This window comes from Hymenobacter sp. IS2118 (genome assembly GCF_000715495.1).
Classification (GTDB): Bacteria; Bacteroidota; Bacteroidia; order Cytophagales; family Hymenobacteraceae; genus Hymenobacter.
In genome coordinates this window covers 18071-35494 of sequence record NZ_JNLX01000184.1, presented here as the reverse complement: position 1 = coordinate 35494, position 17424 = coordinate 18071, and the positions used below count along the sequence as shown (strand labels likewise).

17 protein-coding genes and 1 tRNA gene are annotated in these 17424 nt (G+C 62.4%); 12 read left to right on the top strand and 6 right to left on the bottom strand.

The window, feature by feature from the left end; genetic code table 11:
- Positions 1-903: 903 nt before the first annotated feature.
- From GM79_RS19915 to GM79_RS19880, 8 genes are all read left to right on the top strand, one after another.
- The gene (locus GM79_RS19915; protein ID WP_152560106.1) at positions 904-1227 is read left to right on the top strand and encodes a hypothetical protein; all 324 of its coding nucleotides are present in this window, start codon (positions 904-906) and stop codon (positions 1225-1227) included.
- Complete coding sequence (locus GM79_RS19910; RefSeq protein WP_035567334.1) at positions 1220-1615, top strand: hypothetical protein; 396 nt, start codon at positions 1220-1222, stop codon at positions 1613-1615. The genes GM79_RS19915 and GM79_RS19910 overlap by 8 nt, the downstream gene beginning before the upstream one ends.
- Before the next feature lie 48 nt (positions 1616-1663).
- Complete coding sequence (locus GM79_RS19905) at positions 1664-1870, top strand: hypothetical protein (RefSeq protein WP_035567333.1); 207 nt, start codon at positions 1664-1666, stop codon at positions 1868-1870.
- A gap of 70 nt (positions 1871-1940) precedes the next feature.
- Positions 1941-2255, top strand: coding sequence for a hypothetical protein (locus GM79_RS19900; protein ID WP_035567332.1), 315 nt, complete (start codon positions 1941-1943; stop codon positions 2253-2255).
- Positions 2256-2325: 70 nt separating this feature from the next.
- Positions 2326-3054, top strand: a complete 729-nt coding sequence (locus tag GM79_RS19895) for a hypothetical protein (RefSeq protein ID WP_235184126.1) — start codon at positions 2326-2328, stop codon at positions 3052-3054.
- Positions 3055-3121: 67 nt separating this feature from the next.
- Positions 3122-3367, top strand: a complete 246-nt coding sequence (locus GM79_RS19890) for a hypothetical protein (RefSeq protein WP_035567330.1) — start codon at positions 3122-3124, stop codon at positions 3365-3367.
- 18 nt (positions 3368-3385) lie between these two features.
- The gene (locus GM79_RS19885) at positions 3386-4075 is read left to right on the top strand and encodes a PD-(D/E)XK nuclease-like domain-containing protein (protein WP_035567329.1); all 690 of its coding nucleotides are present in this window, start codon (positions 3386-3388) and stop codon (positions 4073-4075) included.
- 41 nt (positions 4076-4116) lie between these two features.
- On the top strand, positions 4117-4437 hold the full coding sequence (locus GM79_RS19880; protein WP_035567328.1) for a YegP family protein: 321 nt from the start codon (positions 4117-4119) through the stop codon (positions 4435-4437).
- Positions 4438-4815: 378 nt separating this feature from the next.
- On the opposite strand, the gene GM79_RS19875 is transcribed toward GM79_RS19880, so the two are convergent.
- The 4 genes from GM79_RS19875 to GM79_RS23390 all read right to left on the bottom strand — a co-directional run bounded on the left by GM79_RS19875 (position 4816) and on the right by GM79_RS23390 (position 10198).
- Complete coding sequence (locus tag GM79_RS19875) at positions 4816-7998, bottom strand: DUF3427 domain-containing protein (protein WP_035567327.1); 3183 nt, start codon at positions 7996-7998, stop codon at positions 4816-4818.
- Between the two features lie 347 nt (positions 7999-8345).
- A complete protein-coding gene (locus GM79_RS19870) occupies positions 8346-8798 on the bottom strand; it encodes a hypothetical protein (protein ID WP_035567325.1) in 453 nt (150 codons plus the stop codon).
- A gap of 78 nt (positions 8799-8876) precedes the next feature.
- Positions 8877-9623 (bottom strand): hypothetical protein, encoded by a 747-nt coding sequence (locus GM79_RS19865; RefSeq protein WP_035567324.1) that lies wholly within the window; start codon positions 9621-9623, stop codon positions 8877-8879.
- Positions 9624-9688: 65 nt separating this feature from the next.
- Positions 9689-10198 (bottom strand): thermonuclease family protein, encoded by a 510-nt coding sequence (locus GM79_RS23390; RefSeq protein WP_235184125.1) that lies wholly within the window; start codon positions 10196-10198, stop codon positions 9689-9691.
- Between the two features lie 145 nt (positions 10199-10343).
- On the opposite strand from GM79_RS23390, the gene GM79_RS19855 reads away from it, so the two are divergent.
- From GM79_RS19855 to GM79_RS19840, 4 genes are all read left to right on the top strand, one after another.
- A complete protein-coding gene (locus GM79_RS19855) occupies positions 10344-10559 on the top strand; it encodes a hypothetical protein (RefSeq protein ID WP_035567323.1) in 216 nt (71 codons plus the stop codon).
- Between the two features lie 106 nt (positions 10560-10665).
- On the top strand, positions 10666-12369 hold the full coding sequence (locus GM79_RS19850) for a helix-turn-helix domain-containing protein (RefSeq protein WP_152560105.1): 1704 nt from the start codon (positions 10666-10668) through the stop codon (positions 12367-12369).
- A gap of 245 nt (positions 12370-12614) precedes the next feature.
- Complete coding sequence (locus GM79_RS19845) at positions 12615-14510, top strand: glycoside hydrolase family 13 protein (RefSeq protein ID WP_035567322.1); 1896 nt, start codon at positions 12615-12617, stop codon at positions 14508-14510.
- Positions 14511-14561: 51 nt separating this feature from the next.
- On the top strand, positions 14562-15458 hold the full coding sequence (locus GM79_RS19840; RefSeq protein WP_035567321.1) for a carbohydrate kinase family protein: 897 nt from the start codon (positions 14562-14564) through the stop codon (positions 15456-15458).
- Positions 15459-15791: 333 nt separating this feature from the next.
- On the opposite strand, the gene GM79_RS19835 is transcribed toward GM79_RS19840, so the two are convergent.
- Entirely contained in the window at positions 15792-17162 is a 1371-nt protein-coding gene (locus GM79_RS19835) for a hypothetical protein (RefSeq protein WP_152560104.1), read from the bottom strand.
- A 186-nt stretch (positions 17163-17348) separates the two neighbouring features.
- Positions 17349-17422: transfer RNA gene (locus GM79_RS19830), tRNA-Asn, on the bottom strand.
- Between the last annotated feature and the right edge of the window lie 2 nt (positions 17423-17424).

Genomic DNA, 17424 nt, shown 5'->3' with positions numbered 1-17424 from the left:
CTTCGCTCCGGCCCTACGTGCAGCCTCCCGCTGGTCGGCTTGGCTACTATCCCTGCTGCAGCCAGCGCCACCTGGATACTATCAGATTCGCCCAGCTACTCACAGACGCTCCGCCAGCACGCCGCCGGCCATGCCGCCCGCCTTTCAGGACGTGCCGCCCGTCCGTGCCCACCTAACCCACGCCCCGGCCCCGGTCGTCGTTTCGCTCCGTCGCTACCTTGCTCCGCAGGGTTTGGGCTCCGTACCTCCGCCCAAAACCCCACTACGCGGCGTCCACTTCTCCGCTCCACAACGCCCCAGCCCTCTCCCCACCGCACCGCCACAAAAGCCGCTTCAGACACTATCCTGACGCCAACCTTCCGCACCACGGCCCCGCCGTGCCGGGCCTGAAACAGGCCCCACACCGCGCGCCCGCCTCCCCGGAGCAGGTGCAGGCCACAGGCTAAAACGCCTGCCGCCAGCTGGTACTATTTGCGTTCAAGCCACGCAGGCAGAAGCAAGGCCCGCTTCGCGGAGAGTTTCATTGGGGAGTACCCCAAGCCCCCGCCATCATGCCCTGGCTAACGCCCGGTCATCCTCCTCGGCTTCCGCAGCCTCCCGCTGGTCGGCCACTACCGCCTCACAAGGCCGGCTCCGCCGAGCATCCATTGGGCGCTGGCCGCCCCAAACCCCGTCTAAAAGGCATTTAGGTTTTCCAAGCACGGCGCGGGTGCTCCATTTTATTGCATTTTATAAAGCTAAGCGCCTGGTCATGGCACTCAATATTTGTCACATATTTTATTACCAAACGTAACAACATGTTACATTATTTCGTATCTTTAGTATGTAGTCCGGGATAGGCCCGGACGCCCGCCCTACCCGGAGGCCTACGGCGCGGGGCACCCACGGCTAACACATACAGCCATGCAACCCAACCAACTTTTGCAGCTCGCTGCTGCCGCCTGGAAAGGCCCCGCCCTCTGCCCATTCTCCGGCATTTGGGTATCACAGTCCGCCGCCACCTACGACCAGGGCGGCACCTCCTGGTACATCAGCCTCAAGCTGGCCGAGCAGCCGGCCGAAGGGCAGCCTCGCCCAGACTTCAAAGGCACCGGCAAGTGCCCGTTTCACGCGCTGCGCGAGGCGTTCCGCTCCATGCGCGCCGCCTACCCCGGCTATGCCTTTGGGGCCGTGTGGGAGGTCATCAAAGCCGAGGATGATTTTGCCGGCGTCCCCGCTCATGCCTAGCGTCGCCATTGCCCCAGCCGCGCCCATCGTGGGCGCGGCTGCTAGCAAGCTGGCTGCCTTACGCGCTACCCTTGCCCGCCTGGAGGCTAAGTATCCGCACCGCCCCCAGGTTGCCCCTCGGCCCGCGCCGGCTCCCGTTTCGCCGGCTTCAGTAGCCGCCACCGTCGCGCTGGCCCGTGCTCATTCCGCCCTGTTTGATGCCCGCGCCGCCAAGTACGCGCTGCGCGAGGTGTACGGCTCCCGGCCCGGCCGCTTTGCCCAGCTGCGCGCCGCCATCCTGCGCTGCCGCGAGGCCCAGGCCGCATACGCCGCGGCTGCGGCAGCCTACCACGCCAGCCCGGCGGGCGCTGCCCTGCAGGCTGCCCGCGCCAAGTACCCGCTTTTCTAGCCATATGGCCCGCGCCAGCTGCGGGGCGGGCCCTTTATCCTCCATTTCATGGATTACGAACCAACTGAGGCCGAACTGAACGGCCTGAGCGGCGACGAAATGGCCGCTGATGAAGCCCATGCCACTTTCTACGAGCAAGAAGCCGCTGCCCGCGAAGAGTGGGAGCGCCAAGCCTACTACCACCACGAGCAAGAGCAGCAAGGGTGGGAAGATGGCGAGTACGAACAGATGATGTTCGAGGTCGAAGGCTATTAGCATCCCTAGCAAAAATCAATTCTCCAATCAGGGGCCGCCGAGTCGGGCGGCCCCATAAAACCGCCTCATCATGGCCAAAACCGCCACTCCTTACCAGCCCCAGTTACTCGACCCGCACAGCGCCGAGCCTCAATCCGTCAACCCCAAAAACGGCCGCAGCTTCAAACTGGCCGAGCTATACCAGTTGCTCGATTGCCAAACAGTAGAGGTGATACGCCTCACGTCCGAGCTGATTTTAATCGTCGACGAAGAAGGCAAGTTCCGCAACCCGGCCTACCTCAATCTGCTGGCCACCTATCTGTGGCACCAGCACCAGCCCGCCGCCCGTGGCGTCGATTCCATCGTGGGCCGTGCCATCCTGTGCCACGACAAACAATTCCGCTAACAAAATCGGCGCAGGGGCCGGCCGCCAACAGGCCCCACCTTTTTCTTTTCCACCCCAACCATTTCCCGTTATGTCCACCAAAGTAAAAGCCCAGCGCAGCGCCTCCACCGAAGCTACTGCCCACACCACTGCCCCCGAGACGCCTATGCTCACGCTCAGCACCTCCATTACGGCCACGCCGGCTTACCTCATCGAAAAGGCCGACGAGGCCACCGGCGAAGTCGTGCAGGTGTCGCGCTTTCGCTACCTACCCGGCCACCCGCGCCAAGTGCGTTTCGATGCCAAGGCCGGCCAGTTCAATATCGGCGGCACGGTACCGCTAGGCAGCTCGCTTTCCTTCATTCCGCTGGCCTGGCGCGTGTTTCAGGATGACATTCTGAACATGGGCCGCAAGCTGTGGGCCGAGCTGTTTTTTGCCGACGACAAGGGCGCCGTGTGTGCGGTGCTCTTCCACGGCTACAGCGTCGAAAACCTGTACCGCCTCATCGAGCCGCTTTTTTACGACGACTTGACCCTGGCCGACGTGACGGTCAAGGTTACCGCCGAGAAAAAGCAGACTACCAAGGAGGGCAAGACCGCCACCTATTACATCGCCCAGTTCAGCTACGAAGCCGCCGACGCGGCCGAGGTAGCCGCCCGCCGCGACTTCGCCCGCGACTTCCCCATTTGGCGTGCCGAAACCTACACCGGTGCCGCTGATATGCGCATCCAGCACGGCTACACCGTGCCCGCCGAGGACGAACCGCAAGACCCGGACCCCGCCGCCGCTGAGCCGGTTGCCTTACCCCTGGCTGCCTAATGGCCCGGCCCCCATAGTACCCGCTGTGGGGGCCACCTGGCTACTTATTCATTCAAAACCATTACCGATGAATCACCCCGCCGGACTTCCCCAGCTGTCCATTGAACAGCCAGCCCGCGACGACGCCGAAGCCGCCTTGCTGGCCCAACTGACCGAGCTATTGGCTGATACCGAACCGCTGCCCGACTTGCGCGACTTCGCCCCACAGGTACGCCGACTCTTCCCTGAACCTGCTTATCTGGTCGGCTGTGGCAGCGCCCACATTTGGCTTCACCGCGCCGCCGAACCGCAGCGCCTGGCCCTCATACGCTAACCCTATTTTCTCGACGTCATGTTTCACGCCCTTACCCATCACCCCGACCTAACCCAGGCCCAGCACCGCGCCCTTCCCCAGGTCAGCAACACCGACTTGAGCACCCTCAAGCAGGAGCTACTTGGCCAGCCCCGCCAGCCCAACCCCGTGGCCCTGGCCTACGGCAGCCACTTTCACACCGCCGTGCTGGAGCCCGCCACCTACGCCCGCACCGAGGAGCGCGGCATCAAGTGGGCCGACCTGGAGCAGTTGGCCCGCCAGGTGCGCCGCCAGCGCTACTGTCGCGACCTTCTTTATCGGGGCCACGCCGAACAGTCCTACACCGCCATCCACACCGCCACCGGCGTAGGGGTGAAGCTCCGCCCCGACCTGCTTGTGCGCAGCCCCGCCGGCCGCCAGCTCACGCTTATCGACTTCAAAACCACCAGCAGCCCCGACCTGGCCCACTTCCTGACCACTATTGAGAAGTACGACTACGACCGCCAGGCCGCCCTGTATATTGATGTGCTCGGGGCCACTCGCTTCCTCATCATCGGCGTGCAGAAGAAGGCCCCGTACGAAGTGTGGCGCGTCGAGCTAACGGCCACGCCCAATCTCATCGAGCAGGGCCGCAAGAAGTACACCACCCTGCTACGCCACCACGCCCGGCGAGCCGCCGGCTTGTTCATTCCCCTCACCATGCCCGCGCCGTTGGCGCTGGCCGCCTAGCTTGCTGCCATTCATTTCACCACGCTCTTTTCTTGCTCACTATGGCAACCTTCCAAATCTTTCAGAGCTGCGGCCAGTACTGGTACCACCTGCGCGCCGACAACGGCGAAATCGTCCAATCCAGCGAAGGCTACACCACCAAGGCCAGTTGCCAGAACGGTATCCAGAGCGTAAAAGCCAATTGCCAGCCGCAGCGCTTCGAGTCGTTCTTCAACGCCGGCCAATACGGCTTCAACCATGTGGCCGCTAACGGCGAAATCATCGGCCGCAGTGAGAAGTACACCACCGCCCAATCCCGGGACCACGGCCTTCTGGTCGTCATGCGCGAGGCTCCTTCGGCTTTAGTGGAGGACCTAAGCTAATTGTAGCTTCTCTGGAAAATGGAAATACTTCATTGGCATCTGGTCGACGAAGCATTTTTAAAGAGAGCATTGCAAAAAGCATGAGGCTTCAAGTAGTGCAGCAAGTTGCTGCACTACTTGAAGCCTGACGATACCAGCGTTAATCTTGCAACAGCTTGTTGCAAGATTATAATTTTGCAGCAGCTTGCTGCAATAATCGCGTTACCTTGTACTTCGGTGCCGGCTCAAGAACGCGCAGTCATGCTGAAACCGCTACCCTACCAACAGCAGAAGCCCCCGCACCACCTACGACGACTCTCGCGTGCAACGCAAGGCTTCAGTGGATACAGAGGCTTCTTTCCGTGCACTTAGCGGCTGTGCACGCAGCAAATATAACAGCTAGCCCACAGCCATTTTTCCCGCTTCGTGCCACAAGAACCCCGGCAACGGCGTGGCCAACTCCCAAGTAATGGCCATTGGACGGTTGCCCTTGTGGCTCACATACCGCACGGGCCCCAGGAACACATACGGCATCGTCAACCCCGCCGCATCCTGATTTTGCTCGCGCACAAACAGCAACAGCTGCTTGCCTTGGGCCTGGTGCCGAATGTAGCTGATACCCTTTGGCGTGTCTTCCGCCGTGCTGTTCTGCGACTCCCAATGAAACAGCGTGTCGCTGATGGCATAGTCGTGGTAGAGCGTCGTGGGCGAGTAGTTGCGGCTCGACTTTTCGAGCGTAACGAACAGCAGTTCCGTGTTCAGGGGCGCGATGTAGCACACGCCCTCGCGCACGGAAGGATTGCGCTCAAACGTCCACACGCCAAACGCGCACAGAATTTCATCGCGGCTGTAGCGGCTGTGTAGCTGGAGTGCGCACTGGTAAGGCAGCGCCACCGCCATAGGCGGGATGCTTATTTGCGCTTCGCAAACGTCCACTACCTCCAACACCTCCGCCGTGAGGGTTGGCATGGCTCGCAGCGTGCCAAGGCTGTCCAGCAACGAATCCAGCTCCAGCTTAGGCCCCGGCTTCTGGTACAGCAGGTAGTGCAGCATCAGCCCCATTTCCGGGCCCAGCGGCAGCTGTAGCAGCTGCGGTAATTCTTCCACTCCCTCAAACACCCGCCGAACAAACGCCAGAAAAGCCGGCCCGTTCGCTTGCGCCAACCGCCAGACACTGCCCACCAGCTGCTTTTCCGTAGCCGCCAGCTCGGGCGGGGCCAGCACCCCTGCCCGGACTTTCAGCGCCGTCCAGCCCCGGTCGCCTCGCGAACGGTAAATGTCCACCAGCGCAAAATGCGTGTGCGCCAAAAAGGTGGCCAGCGTGAGCGGCAGCGCGCTTTCCAAGGCGAAGCCGCGTATCCGTCGCTCCAGCACCCGCACATTTTCGCCGGTGGCCGCTCGGATGTTGTCGAGGATAAACCGCATGGCCTCGCGCTCCATCTGGATGCTGCACCCCACGGGCAGACGCGGAAAGCCCGCTTCCGCTTCGCTCAGCACCGAGCCGCCGGTGCGGCCCAGCAGCGCCCGGAATTTCTGCTCGTAGCTGTATTCCTGCCGGGCCTGCCCCACAAAGTCCAGCACCGTCAAACACTCCTTGCTCTCGTGCAGGCGCAGTCCCCGGCCCAGCTGTTGCAAGAACACCGTCAGGCTTTCCGTGGGCCGCAAAAACAGCAGCGTATCCACCTCGGGAATATCAACGCCTTCGTTGAAAATATCCACCACGAACAGATAGTTGAGCTCCCCGCGCCGCAGCTGTGCCACCGCCGCCCGCCGCTGCTCCGGTGTGGTGTCGCCGCTAGCCAGGTAGCTAGCATTTAGGCCCGCCGCCTGGAACTTGGCTGCCATCAGCCGGGCATGCTCTCGCGTGGCGCAGAAGCCCAGCGCCCGCGCCTGGTGGGGCGCCAGCAAATAGCGCTGTAACGCCCCCACAATGGCACTCACCCGCACATCGTTGCCGGTGTACACGTTGGTCAGGTCCTCGGCGGCGTAGCGCCCATTAGTCCACCGCACGTTGCGGTAGTCCACCGGGTCAGTGATGCAGAAATACTGAAACGGCACCAGCAGCCCCCGCGCAATAGCTTCGGGCAGCCGAATTTCCGCCGCAATGGTGTTATCGAAGTCTGGCAGGATGCTCTCCCCGTCGGCCCGCTCCGGCGTAGCGGTCAGTCCCAGCAGAATAGTAGGCTGAAACCAGGCCAGAATCGGCCGGTAAGACGCCGCTGCCAGGTGGTGCACCTCGTCAATCACCAGGTATTGGTAATAGTCCCTTGGGATGGTTTGCTGAAAGAAATCCAGCCGCGACGCGAAGGTCTGCACCGACACAAACAGGTATTCAAACTGCAAAGGCTGCTCCGTGCCTACCCATAATTCCCCAAAGTTGGCCTCCCCCAGAATATGCCGAAACGTGGCGCGGGCCTGCCGCAATATCTCCTCCCGGTGCGCCACAAACAGCAGCCGCGGCAGCGTGGTAAACTGCTTGGCAAACCGGGCGTAGTCAAACGCCGATACCACCGTTTTGCCCGTGCCCGTGGCCGCCACCACCAGGTTGCGGAAGTGCCCCCGCAGGCTGCGCTCCACCGCCAGCCGGTCCAGGATTTCCTGCTGATAGGGAAAAGGCCGGATGCGAAAGTTGGGTAGTGAATCGGCCTCCGCTGTGCCGCTGTTCTCCTGGCGCAGGGCCCGGGCCAGCTTCAGGCGTTGCTCGGGCAAGCTGCTGTACTCTTCAAATTCGGGCGAATTCCAGTAGGTCTCAAATGTGCCCCGGAACTTGTTCAAAATCGCTACATTGTCCTGAGCCGTCACTTTCACGTTCCACTCCAGCCCACTGGTCAGCGCCGAACGGCTCATGTTGCTCGACCCAATGTAGGCCGTATCAAAGCCCGAGTTGCGGCTGAATAGGTAGGCCTTGGCGTGCAGCCGCTCGTGCGCCGTGTTGTAGCTGATGCGCAGTTCGGCCCCTGGCAACGCCGCCAGCGCATCCACCGCCTTCTGGTCGGTGGCACCCATATAAGTAGTGGTGAGCAGCCGCAGCGGCTTGCCTTGCTCCGCAAACGCCTGGAGCGAAGGCAGCAGCAACCGCAGCCCGCTCCATTTCACAAAACTCACGATGAAGTCGATGCGGTCGGCCGTCGCAATTTCCTTCTTCAACTCTGCTTCCAACGACAACTCCGAATTGCCGCCGCTGAACAAGTCGCTTTGCGAAAACCGCAGCGCCGGCTCTACCCCGTCGAGGTGCTTGCCCAAATCGTGCTGCGCGGCCACCGGCAGCTGAAGCCGCGGCAGCACCGCCCGCAGCAACTGCCCTTCCGGAGCTAGGTCGCTACCCGCCGCCAGCACGTCCGACTTTTCCTGCAAGTAGGCAATGACTTCGTTGGCCAACGCCAGCTGCTCGCCTACCTCCTCGTTCTTGGCCAGCTGCCCCAGCACTTTGCCCAGCAGTTGCGTCAGGTGCCGGGTGATGAACACGGCCGCATCATCGGGCCCCAGTTTCTTTTCCGCAATAGCATAAACCGCCGTTTCTAAAGTAGCAAGCTGGCCCCGCAGCTGTTGCGTGACGAGGGTTTCGTAGTGGCCGGTTTCCAATAGGTAGCTTGTTTAGGCAGTTGAGCACGCAAAATCGCACCAGACGCGCAATGAATGCCCGATTTTGATGCTGACTTCAAAACTAACAGCCACAAGGCCCTTCTACTGCTCCCCCTACTGCTCACTTCAATTACCAGCGTGGCCCGTTCAATCTCACAATTCTCTCGACAGTGTTGAGAAAATTCCAACCCATTGCAGCCAGCGCAATTCTTGCGACAGTGTCGCGAGAATCTCCGAATAGCCACGGCCAGCTTGCCCGAGTTACTGAACTTCCGTTCCTATCCCCATGCAAAAGGCCGGCCCCTAGCGAGTAGGAGCCGGCCTTGCCGGTAATTGATGAGCGGATGCTAACCCAAAGACTCCGATGTCTGCGTATCCATAGGCGCTGCATCCTTCTCCGGGGCTATAATCTTCGCAGCCTGAGCCGGCGCGATAATCGGCGTACCCGACACCAACTCCCCAAACAGTGGGTTAGCCGGCAGTTCCTGTCCACCGTTGCCGTCCGGCACCTGGTTGAAGATAACCAGCTCCTCGCCGGGCGTGCTCTGTGCTAGGTGGTCCACCAGCACTTCCTGCCCGCTGTTGGCATGCAGCGCCTGCGTGAGCAGCGTATAGGTGCTCACGTCCACGTTATAGAGTTGGTTGAGCTCGTTCATCTGCATGGCCGCGTCCTCGGCCGCCCCGATGGCATCAGCCAGCAGTTGAGTGTAGCGCCGAGCCTTGCGGTCGGCTTTGGCCCGTAGGCTAATGGCGCGCTTCATGCGCCGCTTGAATTGAGTTTGATAGGCCGTGAGTGCCATAACGAGTAAAGTTGAAGGGTTGAAAAAAGAGCGGCCAGCCGTTGATGGCCGGCCGCTCAGTACCAGGGTGCCCCAGGGTTAGGCCACGTACTCAATGGCCAGCGGGTTAGTGCTGTTGTTATTGAGGGCGTAGAACTTGCCGTTAATCTGCTGGTAGAAGTTAATGCCCACCACGCCCACGACCAAGTTAGCAGCAGCCGGAGCAGCCGGGAAGGTGGCTACCACCGACTGGTTGGCAAGGGCAGCGCTGTTGATGGGCAGGATGCCCAGCGGAGCCGCCACCACACCGTTGGTGTAGGTCAGCATCTCCATGTCCAGGTCCGAAGCAGCAAACACCACCTCGAAATGCGTAGCACCCTGCGGAGCGGCAATGTCCGAGGCCGGATTCAGCGCCGGAATGCTCATCGTCACATCAGCACCTGCGCCCGTCACCTCGTAGGGGAAGTACATGGTCTGACCAATGCCGGCTCCCGCGTTGAAGTTGAAGCCCAGCAGCGGAGCCGAGTTGCTGGCATCGAACACCCGCAGGCCGCGGTCGTTCGTGTCGTCGAGTCCGATGACTTCACGCATCACTTTCGTGAGACGGGCCGCAAGCTGACTGTCGCTGGCCGAAGCAATGGCCACGCGCAGCGAGTCGCGGAGCAGCTTGCTGTATTTAGCGGCCAGGCCAAATTCGGCCGCGTTTTCGCGGGTACGCGCCCGGCTAGGGGCGTTGGCGAAGGCCGCCTTATCGCCTTGCGGCTTTTGGGAGATGTTCCCGTTTTTGCTGAACACCAGGCCCCCTACGGTGCCCTGGATGCCAATAATGCCCGTTTGACGTGCCATAGTAGTAAGTTGTTAGAAGTTGAAAATCCATTTGTGTCGTGGCTGCTTGCGCTTATGCGACATTGCTACCAGGTGCAGCCCACCCCGTAGCGCCGCTTGTTTTTGTAATTGAGCTTGCGCCACTGGCGCGGCGCGAGCACGCCCACGGCCCCGCACTTCCACAGCCCGCGCCGTCCGGCTACAGCCGAGGCCTGCTGCGCGGCCCGGCCCGCTATCCGGCGCTTCGGGTCGAAGGCCCACGCCCAGCCGCGTACCACCAGCAGAGAGTCCAGCGCCAGGGCAGGCTTGCCGGCCACCGGCAGCCGCACCGTGGCCAGAGCCCGTCCGTAGAGGTCCACACCCCGCCGGGTCACCAGCACGGACTGCTTAGGTCCGAGGAGGCGCGCCACCGAGTCTGCCGCCTGGTGCCCGTAGGGCTGGTCCGGCTCCGGCGCATCCACCCCCATCAGCCGCACCCGGTACGTCACCCCACCGGCCAGCACGTCGTACGTATCGGCGTCCACTAGCCGCACTACCCGCCCCGCTTCTTCCGTCGGACCTGCGCTGGTACGACCAGCTGGGGCAAAGCTTTTCACGGCTGCTTCTCCTAGTCCGAAACCAGTCGCAACCAGCAGTAACCACCCACTGAAATACAGCGCTTTATCATTCATGGCACGAACCTACAAGCGGCTTTCGACCGTTGTATATTCGTCCGTCCCAATCGCCCCAAGCTGCCCTAAGATGCCCCAGGTTTGCCTTTACCCCAAAGACGTTGCCCAGCTCACCGGCACCGGCTACGACGCCGGCAAGCGCCTCTTACAGCGCATCCGCATCAAGCTCCGCAAGCCCGCCCGCGCCTACGTCTCGGTAGCCGAGTTCTGCGCCTACACCTGCCTGCCGGAGGCCGAAGTAGCCGCCGCCCTCAACGGAACGCCGGCGTCAGCCAACCGCGGCTGAAGGCAGGACGGAGGCAGGCTGCAGCCACTTCCCGCGCCGCTGCTGCCGTCTGCCGTCTGCTTATTTGCCTAATTTGCGTTTCCTCTAACAGTTTTCTTCTTTCACATTGTCTGCGTTTGGCCGGGCCCGATTTATTTTCTTCTTCGTCTTACTGCTGGTAGTGGGCCTGCCTTGGGCCGGGCAGGCAGCTTCGCCGCCCATCCCGATTGGTAGAGATACAGTGCAGCGGCTGACAGCCTATCACTTTGTTCTCACCAGTTTGCCGGCCAATACCCCCGGCGATGCGGCGCTCTACCTGGTGGGCTCCTTCAACCACTGGCAGCCCGCCGATGCCCGCTACCGGTTTCGGCGGCAGGCCAACGGCCTGTTTGGCCTCACGCTGCGCACGGAGCAGGCCCGCTTCGAATACAAAGTGTCGCGGGGCAGCTGGGCGGCTATTGAAGGAAGCGGGCACGGGCAGGTGCGCGCCAACCGCCTGGCGACGCGCCAGCAGGCGCAGGCCGGCCCCGTGGAAGTGCGCGTGCAAAGTTGGGAGGACCTGACCGGCACCTTCCAGTTCTATTCGCTTTACGACCTACTGCTGCTGTTTTCGTGCTTCCAGGGCGGGCTGCTGCTGATTGCCATTCCCAGCATTCAGCAGGCCAACCGGGCGGCCAACCGCTGGCTGCTCTGGCTGCTGGGCCTGGGGGCCGGCTGCACCCTGCTCACGGTAGTCAGCAGCGACCGAACGGTGGCCAACGCCTACCCGCAGCTGACGCTGGTACCCGACTTCCTCTGGTTTGTCTACGGGCCGCTGTTCTACGGCTACATCCGCCGGCTGCTGTTCAACGAGGCGCCGCGGCCACGGCAGTGGCTGCAGCTGGTGCCCGCGGCGCTGCAGCTGCTGGTGTACCTGCCCTACTTTCTGCTCGACAGCTACGAGTTTCAGCTGCGGCTGGTGAGCCACGAAGCGGGCCTGCGGGCCGTGCTGCTGGCCACCGGCCTGGTGGCGCTGCTCACCAACGTCGGCTACTGGCTGGCGAGCCGCCGGGTCATTCGGGCCTATACCCGGCAGTACGAGGCCAGCGTGTCGTACGCCCAGAACCTGCGCTACCTCTCCACGGTGCTGGGTATTCAGGCGGTGTGCCTGGTGCTGTGGAGCTTTTTGTTCGGCATTGTGCTGGCCAGCCGCTGGGCTTCGTTCGATGTATACACCCTTGTGGCCCGCAACCAGGCCCTGATTTGGCTGGTGTTTTCCACGCTGCCCTATTTTCTGGGCTACGTCGTGCTGCATCAGCCCGAAATCTTCCGGCTGGTACCGGCCCCAGCGGACCTGGGCGCGTTGCCGGCTGTGGCTGAGGTTACCAAGGCACTCGTTCCGGCACCGCTGCCGGTTGAGGCCGAAGTAGCCGGGGTGCCCGTTATGGCGCCGCTGCCAGCTGTGCCCCGCCCGCCCCGCCCGCCGGGTGCGCCGGGGTCGCTCGACCTGCCTGCCGCGCAGGCCACCGTGGCCGGTTACATGCGGCAGCACAAGCCCTACCTCAACCCGAGCCTGACCATTCACGAGCTGGCCACCGGGCTGCAGCTGCCGCCGCACGTGCTGTCCAGGGTCATCAACGAGGGCTTCGGCCAGAACTTCTTTGACTTCGTTAATTCCTACCGGGTCGACGAGTTCAAGCAGGTGATGGCCGCCCCGCAGGCCCGGCAGTACACGCTGCTGGCCCTGGCCCTGGAGGTGGGCTTCAACTCCAAGACGGCCTTCAACCGCGCCTTCAAAAAACAAACCGACCAGACGCCGCGCGAGTACTTCAGCGGCATCCGCGAAGAGTAGCACCAAGCGTCGAAGTTCCACTTTCGGATAGGGGCACCACATTGATGAATTTGTAAGTAATTTATAAATAGGTCTTTGTGTAGTATCGTCAAGGGTGATGCGCGGGCTTTGAAAAGTGGGGCGCTTCGCGAGAAGCAAGGAGCGAGGTTTGGCAACCTGATTTCGATAAGGCTCCGGCCGGCCGAAGCGGGACACTCTCTTTCTCCCACCCGGCGGCCCCTGATGCCGCGCTGTTTTCACCCTTTATGTCCTTTGCCCGACTGCTCCTCCTGTTGCTGCTGCTCGCCGGCCGCTGCCTCCCTGCTCCGGCGGCCCCGCTCGCTGCCGGCCCCGCCACTCCCCCCATCAGCCGCATCGACCCGACCTTCTGGTGGGTGGGCATGAAGAACCCGAAGCTGCAGCTCCTGGTACACGGGCCGGGCCTGGCTGCCAGCCAGGTAGCCATGGCCAGCTACCCCGGCGTCACGCTCGACGGCTTTCAGCGGCTGGAAAGTCCCAATTACCTAATTGTCAACCTCACCATCAGCCCCACCACCAAGCCCGGCAGGCTGCAGCTGGAATTCCGGGGGAAGCGGAAAACCACTTACGCTTACGAGTTGCGCGCCCGCACCACGCCCGGCGACAAATCCAGGGTGCAGGGCATCAGCAGCGCCGACCTCGTGTACCTGCTCATGCCCGACCGGTTCGCCAACGGCGACCCCGCCAACGACGTGGTAAAGGGCAACCGCGCTCCCGGCGTGGCCCGCGACTCGATGTACGCCCGCCATGGCGGCGACCTGAAGGGCATCGAGCAGCACTTCGACTACCTGAAAGAGCTGGGCGTGACGGCCATCTGGCCCACCCCGGTGGTGGATAACAACATGCCCAAGGCCGGCTACCACGGCTACGCTCTCACCGATTATTACGCCGTGGACCCGCACTACGGCAGCAACGAGGACTACGTACGCTTCGTGCAGCATGCCCACGAGCAGGGCCTGAAGGTGATTCACGACGTGGTGCTCAACCACATCGGCAGCTTCAACTACCTCTGGCTTGACCAGCCGGCCAAGGACTGGTTTCACCAGTGGCCCACCTTCACGCGGGGCAACTACCGCAACGGCACGGTGAACGACCCGCACGTGTCGGCGCTGGACCGCCGGATTTTCAGCAATACCTGGTTCGATACCACCATGCCCGACCCGGCCCAGGAAAACCCGCTGGTGGCCACCTACCTCATCCAGAATTTTCTGTGGTGGGTGGAGTACACCGGCGTGGACGGCTACCGCGTGGACACCTACACCTACTCCGACCCCACCTTCCTCATGAACTGGGGTAAGGCCATTCTGGAGGAGTACCCGCAGCTGGGCATGTTCGGCGAAACCTGGATGCAGGAGGCCGAGGGCGTGGCCCAGCAGGCCTTCTGGACCCGCAACGTGTTTCCGCCCGTCAACGGCTTCAAGAGCAACCTGCCCGGCGCCCTCGATTTTATCCTGCGCTATGCGCTGCTGGAGGGCCTGACCAAGCCAGCGGGTTTCTCCGAGGGCATTGCCAAGCTCTACTACGCCGTGCAGGGCGACTGGATGTACGAGGACGCCTCCCGCAACGTCATTTTCCTCGACAACCACGACGTGGACCGGGTGTTCTCGGTGCTGGGCGAGGACGTGCGCAAGCAGAAAATGGCCCTGGCATGGCTGCTCACCGAGCGCGGCATTCCGCAGCTCTACTACGGCACCGAGGTGCTGATGAAGAATTTCAGCCGCCCCGACGGGCTGCTGCGGGAAGACTTCCCCGGCGGCTTCCCGGGTGATAAGCAAAACGCCTTCACGGCCGCCGGCCGCACCCCGGCCCAGCACGACATGCACACATACGTGCGCAAGCTGGCCAACTACCGCAAAACCCACCCGGTGCTGCAAACCGGCCAGCTCACGCACTTCGTACCGGAAGATGGCGTGTACACCTACTTCCGCCACGACCAGCAGGGCCACGCCGTGCTGGTAATGCTGAACTGCAACGCGGCGGAGAAAACAGTGCCGCTGACGCGCTTTGCCGAGCGTCTGCGCGGCTACACCGCCGCCCGGGATGTTCTCACGGAGGCTGTGGTACCCAATCTACAAACAGCCACCGTGCCGGCTTTCACCGCCCTGGTGTGGGAGCTGCGCTGAGTCGGCCCGCCCACACGCTCCTGTTTTTCCACTGATTTTTCGCTCCGTCCTGTGTCGCGCACGCTCATCCTGGGAGGTACCACCTTCGACCACATCGTAACCCTGCCCGAGCTACCGGCCCCGCAGCCGCAGACCATTCACCAGGCGCCTTTCCACGAAGGCACCGGCTCGACCGGCGCGGGCAAGGCCCTGGCCCTGACGAAGCTGGGACTGCCCACTACCTTGTACTCGGCTGTGGGCGACGATGCCTACGGCCGCCACATCATGGCCAATTTACAGGCCCAGGGCGTGGATGCCCACTACGTGCCGGACCCCGCCGGCACCGAGCGCCACATCAACCTGATGGATGCCCAGGGTCGGCGCATTTCCCTGTTTATCACCCAGGCCTCGCCCGCGCTGGCCTTCGACCACGCCCAGGTCACGGGCCTCATCCGCAACAGTGCGTGCGTGGTGCTGAACATCATCAGCTACTGCCAGGCGCTGATTCCGCTGCTCCGCGACTACCCGCACCCTATCTGGACCGACCTGCACGACTACGACGGCCACAACCCCTACCACCAGCCCTTCATCGAGGCCGCCCACTACATCCACCTCAGCTCCGATAACCTGCCCGACTACCGGCCGGTAATGCAGCAGCTGCGGGCGGCGGGCAAGCACCTTGTGGTGTGCACCCACGGCGCGGCGGGGGCCACCCTGCTCACCGCCCAGGGCCAGTGGCTGGAGCAGGCCGCCGTGCCCGCGCCCGCCGTGGTGGACAGCAACGGGGCCGGCGACAACTTCTTTGCCGGCTTCCTCTACGGCTTTCTGCGCCAGGAGCCCCCGCAAAAATGCCTGCAATACGGGGCCCTGTGCGGCAGCTGGTGCATAGGTGCCTTCGGTTTGGTTGACCCGCAGCTGAGCAGTTCCCGATTGGAAGCGGCCTGGCAGGAGCACTTCGGCAACGCCTAGTTCTATGCGGTGTTGGCGTGCCGGGCAAGCATAACGCAAGTGCAGGCAACGAAATAAAGCTGCTGCAACGTGCTTCCAAGTCGTTCGTAATCGCGGGCCGGGCAGCGAAAGCGGCTGCACCAGGCGAAGCTGCGTTCACCGCCGGCAAGCGCCTGTTACAGCATATCCGTCCCCGGTTACGCAAGCCCACCCGTGCCTACGTCTACGTCGCCGAGTTCTGCCAGTACACCCGCCCCCCCGAGGCCGAAATAACCAGCCTGCGCTCAACTAGGGCTGAAGGCAGGACGGAGGCAGTCTGCAGGCACTTCGCACCCAGTCTGTGGCTGCCCCGCACTACCGCACCGGCACCCCGTCGTACCACTCACCCAGGATTTTGCGCCACGCATCCAGCACCGCCGGTGCCAGCAGCCGCGCCTTGTCCTTAGCATACCGGTCCGTTACATCCTCGTCGGCGTGCCCCAGCACCATTTTGGCCAATGCTTTATTGCCATTGCTCACCTGCTTAAGCAGTGTCCCGGCGGTGTGCCGCGCCGTGTGGGTGCTGATGACTTGCCAGATGGGCCGCCAGTTGTGTACCACCTTGCCGCCCGTAATCAGCCGGTCGTCCCACTCCCGGGTCAGGCCCGCCCCCTTGGCAATTTCCTTAATCCAGTCGCCGCGCTGCTGCCAGTTGCGCGCTGGAAAGTGCCAACCCCACCGTTCCCCAATCTTTACAGCAATAGGCGGCAGCGGCACGGCGGCGTCATTGCCCGTCTTGCCCTGCGCGTGCAGCAGCGCCGGCACTTTGCTGCCATCTTCCAGCGTCAGACTTATTCGCTCGCGTTTGTCGAACTTCTCCAGGTCCTCATACCGGCGCCCGCTGAAGAGCTGAAACAGCCACCGGTCCCGCTCTTCCGCCAGGCTCTCCGAAGTCGGCCGCCACTGGATAAGCTTACGCACCTCCTCCATCTCCAAATCCAGCTGCGGCGCATTCTTGGCCGAGTATTGCAGCCAGGTCATGTCTGCTTTCAGATTTAATTGCTCCAGGCACTTTCGGATACCCGCAAAGTGCACCTTGATAGTCGCGTCCGACTTCTGCAGGTCCAGCAAGTGCTGTAGATACTCTTTGGCTACCTTCTGCGTCACCTGCCCCGGCCGGAGCTCCGGCCGCCACACTTCCATCATCGTGGCCAGCTGGTCGTACTTGCGCAGCGAGTCCTTGGCCAGGTTGCGGTTTTCCTCCTTCCATTCTTCCAACACTTGCCGGAAGGTGCGAGCCGCTTCCATCTTCATCGGAGCTGGCGCAGTCACCGAACGGACTTCGGCCGGCAGCAGCTCCGCGAGCATAGCTGCCTTGCTCACTTTCTCAAACGGGGCAGCATCGTAGAGCCGGTTGAACGTATCGGTCACCTGCTTCACTACATTAACCAGGCGGGCATTGATGTTGGTATACACATCCGGGTGAGTAGGCATCGTTCCTTCTTCCTTCACCGTCAGCTTGCGTCCACCGAGCACCATCTGCGAATCGCTCTGCCAAAGCTTTTCTACCTCGCCGTCACTCCGTACCCGTTGCGGCAGGATGATTTCGCCCGTATCTACCTGCAATTCCTCCCCGTGCCACCGCGCCGTGAGCCGTACCGGGCACAATCCGCTCTGGTTGGTGGCCGCCAGCCGCGGGTATAGCCGCACGCTGATTTTCTTCTTATAGGGGGTAGAGCCTAGCATTACAATCGGCTGTTTTTCGTTTATGTCCCGGTTCGTGTCCCAGCTTATGTCCCGGTTTACACCCAAAAATAACCGAACATGACCGAATTTCCAAGCTACCAATTTCCCTGAAAGTGCCTTAAAGGCATCAAAAAGGCATAAACGCAAAAATGCCCGCCGGTTATCGGCGGGCATTTCAGGTACTAGCGCTCCCTCCTGGGCTCGAACCAGGGACCCTCTGATTAACAGTCAGATGCTCTAACCGGCTGAGCTAAGGAAGCTT